A 13,338-nucleotide genomic window follows, 5' to 3' on the forward strand; every position below is an offset into this window, starting at 1 on the left:
TGGTAACAGCACAAACGTGACCGGGTGATCAAAGGCCCTGCTTTTTGACTGCCTCGGTTGATACCGCTTCAATAGCTTCAGTCGATTGTGACGTGGTCGCGGCAGCCCAACGCTGATAGCTCTGTTCTGCATGCTCTGGATTATCGAGCTTCGGCTTTGCACGCAAGGCGAACGCCTTCTCTGCCAAAGTCTCCAGCCGCTCAGCCGCCTTGGGCAGCCAGCCGTGCTTGATTGCCCAGCGGCGAATGTTTTCCGCAGGTTCATGATGGTCGCGCGAGCGAAGGATACGAAGGATCCGCTTTGCGTGTTCCTCATCAGACGGATGGAGGATGTTGTGTGCTTTGTTGATCACCTTGGTCAGCGACAACATCGCTTGCTCAACGACTGGGTCTGCTATGAGTTTGGCAGCTGGTTTGGCTGGCTTGCTCGACTGGCCCAACACTTGTGGTGACCAAGTCTGCACCCAATCATCGATCTCCCCCGCCGTCCAAGGGATCGCGACGACCGCTGTCACATTCTGCAGTGCGTCGATCTTGTCCATCATCTTTTGGCTGGCATATACAGCGATCACTATGGACGGCCGCGATAGCCATTGCAGAGTTTGCATCGTCTCGCACCGCATCTCGGCACCACTAGGAAGCTTGATGGGTTTCCCTTTAGCGAGGGCGCCGTGGACTGCTTCACCGAGCGCATTATGCAGGGAGCCGGAGGTAAGGGAGGCTTTGACTGGTACCAGAAATATGACCTCTGGTACATTCAACGAGGCGCTGAGATGATCAGCAACACCGACCCCCTTTAGAATATGTTCAGGGCTCTGGTTGGTGTCAGGCAGCAGGATCCTTTTTACAGCAGGCATGCATTTGTCCTTGTGACGGTGGCAACGAATGTGCGCCAGTTCAGGTTTTGGAGCTTCACCCCCTTCGTCCAATAGATCAAGCGATGGCCTGTGACGACGGCACGATCTGATTTACGACCCCGGTGAATCAACCGTGCTCCCTGCGAGGTATTTTCGCTTCGTATCGTGAATAGCAGCGCGCATCTGTAGGGGGGTATCGGGAGGTTTACCGGGAGCGATCTACATGTTGCCTGCACCTGGCACACCTCCTGGATCCAGTCAGATCGGGACGACGATCCGGCTACGAGCAACACATACGTTCTCTTTGACCGCGTAGCACTCGACGTAGTGGTCGCCCTGGAAGGTAGAGTGTTCAGTGATCTGTCGGTAACCGCTGTCGATGCGAATCTGACCGCGGATCATGTCGCGCTCAATAGCCTGAGGCCCGACGTTCTTCACCTTCCAGTAAATTTTGTATGGGGGTGGAACATCGATCTCGGAGACCCAGAACGTCAATTCACGCTGCCTGGGAATACGATATGCGATGACGCGTGACATCAGATTGCGCAGCCTGTCGCCCTCGTTTTTGACCGAGCAATCGATCCGCAGCGTGTACTGGATGTCGAGTCTGAATTTCTGACCGATAAACTGCTCGCCGTTCTTGACCCGATTTTCTGCGATCGCCTGCCTCTTCTCCTGCTCGACGTACTCAGGGAAGTGCTCGCCAAAGACTGTGCTCCACCGCTCATGGGCCACCTCAACGTCGTCAAGGGCCTCTTGCAAGCGTCTCAACGCTTTCTTGGCCTTGGGGTGGAAGTTGCCTGATTTGGTGACGATGGAGCCACTGCCAGGCGCCCGCCATTGTTCCTTGTCCTCGTCGACATCGACCAAGTAGGCGAAGAAATCGCGGGTCATTTCGCCGTAGGCGGCATAGGACTTGGTGTCATAGTCCGCAGTGCTGTTGAGAAACTGATAGCACAGCGTGTCGATCAGCATGCCTTTCATCGGAACGCCATGGTCGTTTTTCCAGGCGCGAACCATTTTGCACAAGCGCTTGAGGTTATGGTTCTTGTCCTGGTTCAGGCTGTTGATCTCATCAATCTCGGCGACGGGATTGCACTTTTTCCAGCTGCCTCCGTCATTGGCATCCGGGTAGGTGTAGCTGCCGTCGTCGTGCTCGAAAACCGGGAGCACTTCTACCACGTAGTCCGAGAAATCTATCGATACAACCTGCTGCTGCGCCTTGACGTCGTGGGTAGGAAACCGTTCTTTGAGAGCCAGCCGGATCTCCCCCAACAGAGACGACTGCTTGTTGTTTTCGTAGCGCTGGAAGCGATCGTACACCGACCACGGCAACACGAACGCCATGTCCAGATCGCTCACGCCATCTACGGCAGTGTGGCGCCCGTATGAGCCGACTTGCCGGCAGTGCAAGGTGTCAGAGGTGCTGTCGTAGTACTTTTCATTGAGCTTTTCAGTGATCTGCCGGTAGCTCTTGGAAATCTCGTCGGCATTCTTGACCGCCAGGTTCCTGCGAAACTGCTCAAAAAGCTCTTTACTCATGAGTGCAGACATCCTTAAGGGAGAGGAGGAGTTCCGGGTGCGCGGCAAGCCAAGAACCGCCCGCTGCGGCGATCAGAATCACGACGATCAGGGCGTAAACAGAAAAAGGGATCTTGTCTCTGAGGAGTGAGAACTTGCGGTGCTCAGCGATCCAGTCGATCTGGTAATCCCAGAAGAATTTTTTGTGGGCAAGCCAACCCGAGAACAGGATGTGTTTCCTCTGGCAGGCCGGCCCGAAGTCCGCGGTGATTTGATTCAGTTCAGCTTGATCGGCGGCGGTGAATTGCTGGGTGGATTTGCACCGTGCAGACATAGCCTTCAACTGATTGAGCAAATCCGTCAGTTTGTTACCAGATTGGAAGTACTGCTCTTTGGAGTCGGCGTAATAGGTGATGTAAAGGCTGCAGATACCGATCACGGTGATGAGCGCCGAGACATGTTTGGCCGCCAAAAAATCGATGTAGAGTGCCAGGACGCCAATCACCAATGAGATCAGGCCAATCCATCCTGGGGCTTTCTCTACAATGTCGTAGGTAGAGAAGTGAAGCTTGGCGGTGTAGCCAACGTCGTAAGCCTTTTCGGCGATCAATTTCAGCGCTACCTGATGATCCATGAATCTACCTGCAGTAAGTCTCATGATTTGGCCGCGCTGGCGGGGCTAGCGCCGTCTAGGCAGCCTTCGCACTGCAGGAGGCGAGAGTACAGCGTATTTCCCTCAAGCCTCCTGAACGGAAAACCTAGAACTTTCGTAGGTTTCTAAGATTGTCCTTAGCGTTATGGTTCGGGTTTGCCCGGAGGTAAATATTTTCAAATACATCCACATCCGCACCGGTCTGCCACTCCTTGCCGTCATGGTAACGGGACTTGAAGGCCACGCCGGATTGGATAAGTTGTACCACAAACTGCCTTGGGATAATGAACTGCACTTTTGAAGTCGACTTTCGAACACGCACGTATTCGATATGCTCGTCATCTTCGTCGAGTTTGATCCCGTTGATGTAGTAAACGTCTGTCATGGCGGCTCCAGCGTGGGTGAGGGCATGTTACATATATTGGGGCGGAAGTTGGTAGTTCAAGGCAGATCTTTAATTTATTTTCTTTGGCGGAAGCTTGACGGTTAATAAAGTCAATAAGCCGGCATCTACACATGTGCTTGAACATGTTTGTGCCAATTTTCTATCCAAATGGATGTTTTTTTGTTGGCTGTAAGGCTCTTTTAGGTCGCAGCGCTTTATGAGCCATTGGGATTTGATCTCATTTTGCGGTATCTATGCCTACCTCACAGATCACGAGCAGTTTCCCGCTCGCGTATGACCACCGTGATGGAGGTAGTTTTTGAGTAAGGAATACGTTTGGGGCCCGTCTTTCTTTGGCAGGGTTCTGACCGGGTCTTCACCCTGGTTGCTGCGACTCACGAATGGGTGTTTTCACCTGACTGTAGGTAATGAAAGCGTAGCGATCAGCTTGAGTGGTCGTGATCGGATAGTAGCGACGAGAGGTATGCTGTGGGGTAGCCTGAGATACGCGGGAGGTATCCTCGGCGGGCTGCCAAACTCATCTGTAGCTGGGGTCAATGACGTCATTGCAGACGTTATCAAGGCACAGGAGCGACAGGAGGCAGAAAATCTCCTGCAGTCCCAGAGTCAGAAAGACGAGCGAATTGCGCGCTTCAGAACATCGCACACTCTCCTACGTTCGTGGTTGTCCGACGCTAACCGGCTTTTGAATGATTCAAGAACCGAGCGCCGATGGGTCACTCACGAGCAACAGGTCGCGTTGCAAGCAGCTAAGCCGAGCTTGCCGATTGCTGATAATGAGCTGGATGTCTTGCTGCAAGACGAAGCGCTTAGGGATGCTCTGGGTGTTTCCCTCATCGACGTGCAACGTGCGCTGGCCATCTGGCGTGGCGATTGGAACGCGCTCTGGAAAAAGATCAACAAAGAGCACACTGAAAGCGAGCTGGTGGCCTCGAAATGGCTGCTCTCTAATGTGGAAAAGCTGCCGCTGAATGACGAGCAGGCGAGGGCGGTGATCTGTTTTGACAACCGCGTGCAAGTCGCAGCTTCAGCAGGTTCTGGCAAGACCTCCACCATGGTAGCCAAGGCTGCTTACGCGATCGACCGTGGGTTCTTCCAGCCCAAAGAAATCGTGATGCTCGCGTTCAACAAGGACGCTGCTGAGGAACTCGCGCAGCGAGCAGAGCAGTCTTTTGCGCGGCTGAAGATGGACAACGTCAAGGTTAGGGCAAAGACTTTTCACCGGCTTGGCCTTGCCATCATCGGCTATGCCACCAAGAAGAAGCCCCGGGTACCGGACTGGGTGGTCAAGGAGAAACTGGCCTTCGAGAAGTTGGAGGAATTGATCGATCAGCTGAAGTCGAATGAGGTCGGCTTTCGCAGTCGCTGGGATCTGTTCCGCCTTGTCTTTGGTCGCGATCTGCCCGCGTTCAAATCGATGAAGGTGCCCCCCAAGCAAAATTCCAAAGCAGGTCGCCTCATTCCGATTCAGGGCGATCCGGTCAAAAGCCTGGAAGAGTGCATGATCGCCAACTGGCTTCACTACAATGGAGTGGAGTACGTCTACGAGCGACCCTACGAGCATGACACCGCCACCGAGACTCACAGTCAGTACCATCCTGATTTCTACTACCCCGCAATTGGTCTGTATCACGAGCACTTCGCGCTGAACGAGCATGGGCAGCCACCTGAGCACTTCGAAGGGTATCTGAAGGAAGCGCTTTGGAAGCGCGCGCTCCATCGCGAGCACGGTACCCGGTTGATCGAAACGACCTCGCATCAAATCCGTGAAAACACTTGGGTTGAGCACCTTACGCGTGAGCTGACCAGTCGAGGGATCAAGCTGGATCCCAATCCTGATCGTCCAGTGCCACCGGGTCGTCAGCCGCCTTTGTCGGCGATGAAACTCATTGGACTAATCCGCACATTCATCGCTCATGTGAAGAGCAACTGCCTGACAGAGCAAGACCTGCTGGCCCGCGTTGAAGAGTTACCTGCGAGCGTGTTCAAGCATCGCTACAGGATGTTTCTCGACATCCTCTGGCCTGTAATGAAGGCCTGGGATGCAGAGCTTAAGCGCGTGGGTGGTCTCGATTTCGAAGACATGCTCGTTCAGGCTGCTGAGCATGTGGAACAAGGCCGATGCTCGCCAAAATTCCGCTTGGTCATGGCTGATGAATTTCAGGATGCTTCCAGAGCCAGGGCACGTCTGTGCAGAGCGCTGGTGAGCGCACCCGGGCGTCACTTCTTTGCGGTCGGCGATGACTGGCAATCGATCAACAGGTTTGCCGGGGCCGACGTCTCGGTGATGACGGACTTCACAACATTCTTCGGCTCCGGACAGTTGCTGAAATTGGAGCAGACATTCAGATGCCCTCAAGCTCTCTGTGATGTCTCCAGTCGATTTGTGAGCAAGAACCCGGTACAGCTGTCCAAAACGGTGTACTCCAAAACGCCACCGGTTGGGCCGGCTGCGCAAGCAGTGATGCTGCCGCGTATGGACAGTGTTGGGCCTGCAATCGTGAGGTTCCTGGAAAGCCTCGTAGCAGGTCTGATAGATGGCTCGATCCCAAAAGCCAAGGATCGTTTAATCAGAGTCTGCATCCTTGGGCGTTACAACGACGAAGAAAGCTATGTGCCGACCGATTGGCGGGCGAGGTTTGGGAGGTATATCCAGGTGTCGTTTTTGAGCGTCCACCGCTCGAAAGGAACGGAGGCTGACTATGTGATCTTGCCTGCGATGGTCAGCAGGAAACGAGGGCGCAGCTTCCCAAGTACCATGACTGATGATCCCGTGCTGGGCTTGGTCATGCCAAAAGGCGATGCGTATGAATTCGCAGAAGAGCGTAGGCTGTTCTACGTGGCGCTCACCCGAGCGCGGCGCACCGTGTTGATGTACACCGTTCAGGAGCAGGTGTCGGTGTTTCTCAAGGAGCTGGTGCAGGATGGTGCGTTGCAAGTGGAGGACATCCGTGGCACGCCGGTTAGGCTGAATCCGTGTCCGAACTGCACCATCGGTGACCTGGTGGTGAAAGACGGGACGAATGGCAAATTCGTAACGTGCAATAACTTCCCTGAGTGCGACTACAAGCCGCCCAAGAAGAAGCCTGTCAAAAAATCTCGTTACTATGGCAAGCGTTACAGCAGGAATAAATCTCGGGTTTGAGGTTCGTGTCGCCGCCCAATCAGCCTACGGGGATGTGAGTGTTGGGCCCTGGCCGAGCATAGCTATCAGAGGGGCTACGCCTGACGTTGACCGGGCTCGCCAGGTGGTCGGGCGAAGGCTGGTAGGCGTTCGATAGGGTTGATGAAAATGGGGCTGCCGTGATCGATATGGACAGCTGCCACACCTGTCGGTGGGGTAGGACGATGATCTGATTTTGCTCGCTGAAATGCGCTGACTGCCAACGATCGGTGAGTGTATGTCAGAAATTTCCTGAGCCACTATTTAGCTACCACGTCACGATACGCTGGGCTAGGATTGGCCGGCTGCAGCGTTATTCAATCAGAGCGTGCCTGAGTGCGTGGGCCGCCGGTCATGGTTAGCCAGAAGGGATTCGAGCGTTGATACTCAAGCAGATGCGCGTGTGTGGTTTTCAATCGTTTGGTGCGAAACCGGTCACTGTCGATTTCAGAAAACTGACGTTCCTGATTGGCCCCAACGGTTCCGGTAAAACAGCAACGCTGCAGGCGCTCTGCCGACTGTTCTCGATTGACCCTAATCAGCGACGCCTGCGCAAGTCTGACTTCTTCGTTGCGCATGACGAAGAACATAGGCCGGATGAGCGCACGCTGTGGATCGAGGCGGACTTCTACTTCCCAGAGATCGCCGACGAGACCCAGGAACACCCGACCATCCCGTGCAACTTTGGGCACATGCGGTTGGATAACATCAACGGTGTGCCCCGTGTGCGTTACCGCCTGGATGCCTCGCTCGGGCTCGACGATGAGATCGAGCAGAGCCTGCGCTACGTGTCGGAAGTCGACGAAGACGGCAATCCAGTTGCTACGTCCCCGGTACCGCGCGATGAACGTAATCAGATCCAGGTGCACTACCTGCCCGCGCGACGTGATCCGGCTGAACACATCACCTACGGGACAAATGCGCTTCTTGGTCGCTTACTCCGGGCTGTGAACTGGGCGGAGCAGCGCGAAAAGATCAGCCAGCTGTCTGCCGATATTTCCGAGAGCCTCAGCACCAACCCATCAGTGATCAACCTCGGTGATGGGATCGCCAATGCCTGGGGCAGGCTACACAAAGGTAAGTTTTTTAAAGACCCAAGCCTGACGTTCGTCACTCATGAAATCGAGGCATTGCTTAGGCATCTCTCCGTATCCTTTACCCCCGGCCACGGCGAGCAGCAAGTCGATTTCTCTCGTCTGAGCGATGGGCAAAAATCGATGCTCTATCTGACCTTGGTGCTCACCTCCCAGGCCATCGGAAGGGCAGTGCTTAAAGGCGATGATGACTCATTCGACATGGATAAGCTTAAGCCTGCCGTGTTCACCCTCATCGCTCTGGAAGAGCCCGAGAACAGCCTGTCCCCACATTATCTGGGCCGGATCGTATCGTCACTGAAGGATCTGGTGCTCGGTAGCGGAAATTCAGACGCTCAGGCAATGATCGCGACGCATGCTCCATCCATGTTGCGACGCGTCGAACCTGAGCAGATCCGTTACCTCAGACTTGATGAGTCACGCTGCACGGTCGTGACCAAGATCAAGATGCCACCGGACAAGCATGGCGAAGCCTACAAATTTGTCAGAGAAGCCGTTCAGGCGTTTCCTGAAATCTATTTCTCAAGGTTAGTGGTGCTAGGAGAGGGTGATAGCGAGGAGATTGTGTTGCCTCGTTTACTCGCTGCAGAGGGACTTATGGTGGATGAGGCCGCGGTGTGCGTTGCACCGCTAGGTGGCCGCCACGTGAACCACTTCTGGCGTCTTCTTAGCGAGCTGAAGATTCCTTACGTGACATTGCTGGATCTCGATGTCGCGCGGCATGGCGGAGGGTGGGGGAGGATCAAATATGTGGCAACACAGCTCAATCTCCATCAGCCCAGTCGGAGCTACATCTCCGCGGAAAAGCTGGATGAAATTCCTGCATGGAACAGCAAGGACTACAAGATTCTCAAGGTTGAGAAGAGCCGTGAATACCCGTCATACATCGCAGGGCTGGAACCTTATGACGTGTTCTTCTCAAGTCCTATGGACTTGGATTTCGCCATGCTCTGCGCTTTTCCAGCAGCGTTCGGTATCGAGGCCAAGCACCTTGTGACACCGAAGGTGGGCCAACTCAGGTCTGTCTTGGGCGACAGCTTCTACGATGAGAAGCAGTACAGCGTTTCTGAGCGAGAGTACTTCGCTGCCTACCACAAGCTCTTCAAGGTAGATAGCAAGCCTAAATCGCACATTGAGGCGCTCTCAAGGCTCACGGATGAAGACCTGCGGCAAGGCATGCCGTCATCTCTCAAACGGCTCGTCAAGCATGTGATCAAGATGGCTGGGGAGCTCCACGAATGATCAGGGTCGAGGAGTGGGCGCCATCGGACGGAATCGTGCTTGAGCCTAATGCAGATACCGCAGCAAGGGAGCAGATACGCTGTGTAGCGTTGACGGCAGGCCCAGGCTCAGGGAAGTCCGAACTTCTCGCTCAGCGGGCCGACTTCCTGCTCACAACCGGTGTATGCCGTTACCCAAAGCGTATCTTGGCAATCGCCTTCAAAGTTGATGCCAGCAATAACCTGAAGGAACGTGTTTGGCGTCGCTGCGGGGCCGCTTATGCGGGTCGCTTCGACAGCTATACCTTCCATGGGTTGGCCAAGAGAATCGTCGAGCGGTTCCGACCCTTGTTGACGGGCACCGATGCGCTGAACCCGAACTTCAAGGTTGTTGCCAAGGGCAAGGCTCACCCCGTGCAGACCGAGTTCAAGGAGCTCATCCCGCTCGCCATCAAGATTCTTGACGCCTATCCGCCAGCGATCAACGCGATACGCCAAACCTACAGCGATGTCTTCCTGGACGAATTCCAGGACTGCACGGATGAACAATACAAGCTCGTGACTAGGCTCTTCGTAGGGTCTGGTCGCCGCGTGACTGCGGTAGGGGATGTGAAGCAGAAGATCATGGGATGGGCGGGTGCCTTGGATGGTGTGTTCGCTAGGTTCGTCGAAGACTTCGATGCGCGACACCTCAATATCTACCGCAACTTCCGGTCACTGCCTCACCTGCTTAGGCTTCAGAACGACATCATCAAAGTGCTCGATCCTGCATCGGAAATGCCTGGGAATTTGCTCACTGGCCAAGGGGGTGAGATTCATTTGCTGCGCTATGCCGATTGCGAAGATGAGGCCCGTGACCTCGCCGAGCGAATTTCGCATTGGGTCAACGTTGAGGGAGTCGCACCCGCAAAGATCGCGATACTTACGCGTGCTCAGCCCGAGGCCTACTGCGTGCGTTTGACTTCTGAGCTGGAGAGCTGGGGTATCAGCTATCGGAACGAAAACAAGGCACAGGACATCTCCACTGAGCCTATTGCCCAGGTCATCGTGGATTACCTGCTTTGTATCTATGGCCTGCGAGAGCCCAGGGCTTGGACGCGTCTAACTCGCCGGATCATTCCTTCGGAGGACGACGCCGACGGTAAGCTCAAGAGCAATTGGAGTCGTTATGTCAAAGAGGCGCGCAAGTCGGCCGCGGCTGATATGGTTGGCAAGACGTATGCTCAGCGGTGGGAGCTCCTGGAGGAGTTTCTGAGCATGGTGGGGCAGACGTTACTGGCCGGCCTGTCTCATGATTACCAGTCCCGAGAGCATCTACGCGAGCTCATCGAGAGCGTCAAAACCTACATTGACGAAGCCATGGTCAGAGAACCCGACCTTCTTCAAGCGCTGGCTCAGCTCTCAAATGACCAGTCGATACGAATACTCACCGTGCACAAGAGCAAAGGCTTGGAGTTCGACACAGTCGTATTGCTTGGCGTAGAAAGTCAGGCCTACTTCGGTGACCTCCATGAGAGCCGATGCACATTTTTTGTCGGCGTATCACGTGCAGAGCGACGACTTGTGGTGACAACGGCGGAGCATCGGGAAAATCTCGGGCAGGTCAACCACTGGAAGGTATCCCGCACAGCCCAAGCTGAATTCCTAGGGTACGTGAGTCCTTGGATCACCCATTCTAACTGATCATGGAAAACGATCGGCAACCCATGCTTGCCGGCCTGGCACACACGAACGCCAAAAAGTGGCACTGGAAAGTGCTGAACTGCCGTGCAATGGCCCTCCGGCCTGCAGTTGAAGACTGGGGCATCGAGTGGTCAGGCCAGTATCACAGAGGTATCGATGCCGCTCGAAACTTGGGCGTGCTGGTAGGTGAGATCCTGCGAGCTGGCTGATCCGGCTGGGCTGGCAGTATCATGTCAGTTTGAGTGCAAATGGGCCCTGCGGGGCCCTTTTCTTTGGGTGAAGGAAGAAACGGCAATGCTGGATTGGTGGGACAAATATCGGGACAAGGCATTGCTGGTCGCATTCGGGGTGGCTTTTGTACTGCTTGTGTTGGTGAAGGTGAAGCTGGACGTCCCGGCTTTTATGAAAGGGCCGGGCTGGAAAACCTGGATCGATTTTTTCCAATCAGATGCCTTCGAAGATATAGCTGGCGATACCCTTACTGGCTTGATAAGCGGCTATATTTTTTATGTCTTGGTACAGTGGATGCCAAGGGTCAACGCTGAGCGAAAAGCCAAAAAACTGTTGAATTCGCTGGTTTCCGGACACGTTGAAAGCTTCCAAAAAGCAGAGATTTTCGGTCATTCACGATCTCTGGCAGAATTTGATGAGCTAAAAATTGGTGATATTGAGGGCAACCTCCAAACGCTCCAAGGGGAGACTGAGGTGTCTAGCTTGCTGGCGATTTCCTACATGAGCAAGTGGAGCCATCAAATGATGTCGGATTCGCTGCAGGTAGCTCTGATGCTAGGAATTCCACAAGCACAGCTTTGGATGGAGCTGACTTCCAGGGTGGCTAAGATCAAGTACCTGTCCGAGGAGGCTGATAAGGGTGGGGTTCTTGGGCGACAGCGCCAAGCAGTGGACACGATAGGCGCCGTAGTAATCGGGAAAGAGGCTTGTGAGGCGGATCAGAAATGGCACGAGGAAATAAAGTCTCAGTCCACGAAATTCTTCGAGTTGGCAAAGAAATGGGAGAAGATCAACAGCTAAACAAGGTGGATTGAATAATTATACTCATGCAGCGCTGCACTTTATTATCGAGGTGCAGGATTGCTTCTAATTGAATTATTGAATAGAACGAAAAATCTATTGAGAGCTAGCTTCCTTTCGGTGTGCTTCAGACCTAAACTCAGACCCAAATGGGCATACGTAAATGCCAGATGCTAGGCCCATCGTGTTTAAGTAGCCAGAGCATTGCGATAGTAGAGCAAATATTTGCTTTTCTCGACAGTTTGTTGTGGGGCTGCTAATCGCTTCTTGGTGTTGGCTGGAAAGCCTGATGAAACAAGTAGTGCAATTATCACCGGTACCCCATCCAATACTATTCACCCAATATTCCTACTCTCCCCCTACCCAAACACCCCAAACACACCAAACCCCCCTCAACTCGAGCCCCCATAAACCCCTTTTGTCCCTGCCAAATTACCAAATCACCGCATACTATCTACTCACTACTACTACCTCTTCGGGTGCTTTGCCCACGAGCGTTGCAAGCAAAGACACCCCAGCTAGCCCTCCTGGAGAGCCAAGAAAAACATACGCAGAGGGCAGCAGGGTAGGGTGCGATCACGCAGCAGGAGGCCTGACCAGAACCAGAGATTCGTCGTTCTGTTCGTACACTTCAGGTATGGCTTCCTCACCAGGAAACTCCATTGCTACCAGAGCTTTCGCTTGGTTGAACGCTCGGTGGATTGAGTGACCAAATCCGATAGATGAGTAGAACTGTGCAGCGAAGAAGCGAGCGGGCAGATCGCCAACATCGCGGTTCATGCCTATCGCTGCTGGTACGTGCCGGATACATGCTGCGGCTTGGTTAAACGAAAAACAGGTGTTGAAGAAGACGAGCTTCAGGTTGTCGGAGCCGATTGCCATGGCGCTCACGGTACCCTCCAGTGGGACATGCTTTGCGTTCCCCTGGTCATCCTGGAGTACCAGCGTGTCAGCACTTGTGCCGTGGCCGCTGAAGTGGACAATGGTCGGTTTAAGCTCGTTTATGGCTTGGAACACATCCATGGGCCTAACCGCCCAGCGGGTATGAAATTCAAGCACGTCCCGATGTGCGGATGCCCTGATCTTCTCGCCAATCAGACGCGCTTCCTCATCCAGCAGTAGCCTGTTGCTTTTATCGCTACCGGGGTCAGCTGCGAAGAACACCACCGTGATTTTCTCAGGCAGTGCTTTTAGCTTCTCGATCTCTCTGGCAGTTTGATCGTGCAGTTCTTCATGACGGGTCAATCCATCGTTGATCTCCCTCAAGCGCTGCTCCTGTGCAGCATCCAGGCGCTGCTGTTCACGCTTGAGCGCCTGGGCCAGACGCTGTTCACTCTGGGCTAGCCGCTTCTGAGCTTCGAGGATCTTCTTCTCTAGTTGGCTGACATCAGAAAGCGCTTTGGTCTGTTCGCTCTGGTAGCGTTGGGCATCACGTAGCTTAGATTTCACCGTACTAGCGGAAGAGGTCTTGCTGGCTGCGGCGCTTGCATCGGCGCTTTTCTTGCCGGCATTCGCCGCCGCCTTGACCTTCTTTACTTTGTCGCCCTGTAGCCTGGCGATGGTGCGTTGATGCTGCTCCACTTGGGTGCGATAGAGGCTGATGCTCACCGGTAGGATCCTTTCTGTAGGCGCAGGGTGCCCAGCAGGGCGCTGGAGGCGCTATCATAGTGCCACTCCCGCATGTGCGATCGCTACAGCTAGCCATCACAGC

The 13,338-nt window shown here is 54.3% G+C and carries 9 protein-coding genes; 4 read left to right on the forward strand and 5 right to left on the reverse strand.

Annotation, left to right across the window (positions count from 1 at the left end):
- Nucleotides 1-28 precede the first annotated feature (28 nt).
- The 4 genes from L6D64_RS22555 to L6D64_RS22570 all read right to left on the reverse strand — a co-directional run bounded on the left by L6D64_RS22555 (nt 29) and on the right by L6D64_RS22570 (nt 3,414).
- Nucleotides 29-856 carry a hypothetical protein gene (locus L6D64_RS22555; RefSeq protein ID WP_176507737.1) on the reverse strand — a complete coding sequence of 276 codons (828 nt, stop codon included), beginning with the start codon at nt 854-856 and terminating at the stop codon, nt 29-31.
- A 258-nt stretch (nt 857-1,114) separates the two neighbouring features.
- Entirely contained in the window at nt 1,115-2,398 is a 1,284-nt protein-coding gene (locus L6D64_RS22560; RefSeq protein WP_176507738.1) for an SMODS domain-containing nucleotidyltransferase, read from the reverse strand.
- A complete protein-coding gene (locus L6D64_RS22565; protein ID WP_176507739.1) occupies nt 2,391-3,011 on the reverse strand; it encodes an SLATT domain-containing protein in 621 nt (206 codons plus the stop codon). The genes L6D64_RS22560 and L6D64_RS22565 overlap by 8 nt, the downstream gene beginning before the upstream one ends.
- Before the next feature lie 124 nt (nt 3,012-3,135).
- Nucleotides 3,136-3,414, reverse strand: coding sequence for a DUF3892 domain-containing protein (locus L6D64_RS22570; RefSeq protein ID WP_176507740.1), 279 nt, complete (start codon nt 3,412-3,414; stop codon nt 3,136-3,138).
- A 484-nt stretch (nt 3,415-3,898) separates the two neighbouring features.
- Between L6D64_RS22570 and L6D64_RS22575 the strand changes: the two genes are divergently transcribed.
- From L6D64_RS22575 to L6D64_RS22590, 4 genes are all read left to right on the forward strand, one after another.
- On the forward strand, nt 3,899-6,580 hold the full coding sequence (locus tag L6D64_RS22575) for a UvrD-helicase domain-containing protein (protein WP_176507741.1): 2,682 nt from the start codon (nt 3,899-3,901) through the stop codon (nt 6,578-6,580).
- A gap of 398 nt (nt 6,581-6,978) precedes the next feature.
- Nucleotides 6,979-8,934, forward strand: coding sequence for an ATP-dependent nuclease (locus L6D64_RS22580; RefSeq protein ID WP_176507742.1), 1,956 nt, complete (start codon nt 6,979-6,981; stop codon nt 8,932-8,934).
- Nucleotides 8,931-10,595, forward strand: a complete 1,665-nt coding sequence (locus L6D64_RS22585; protein WP_176507743.1) for a UvrD-helicase domain-containing protein — start codon at nt 8,931-8,933, stop codon at nt 10,593-10,595. Before L6D64_RS22580 ends, L6D64_RS22585 begins: the two co-directional genes overlap by 4 nt.
- 294 nt (nt 10,596-10,889) lie before the next feature.
- Nucleotides 10,890-11,627, forward strand: coding sequence for a hypothetical protein (locus L6D64_RS22590; protein WP_054901949.1), 738 nt, complete (start codon nt 10,890-10,892; stop codon nt 11,625-11,627).
- A 576-nt stretch (nt 11,628-12,203) separates the two neighbouring features.
- Here the strand turns inward: L6D64_RS22590 and L6D64_RS22595 are convergent.
- Nucleotides 12,204-13,235: a hypothetical protein gene (locus L6D64_RS22595; protein WP_176507744.1), complete on the reverse strand. Its 1,032-nt coding sequence runs from the start codon at nt 13,233-13,235 to the stop codon at nt 12,204-12,206.
- Nucleotides 13,236-13,338 lie beyond the last annotated feature (103 nt).

Source organism: Pseudomonas urethralis (assembly GCF_021602465.1).
In the GTDB taxonomy this organism is placed as follows: Bacteria; Pseudomonadota; Gammaproteobacteria; order Pseudomonadales; family Pseudomonadaceae; genus Aquipseudomonas; species Aquipseudomonas vlassakiae.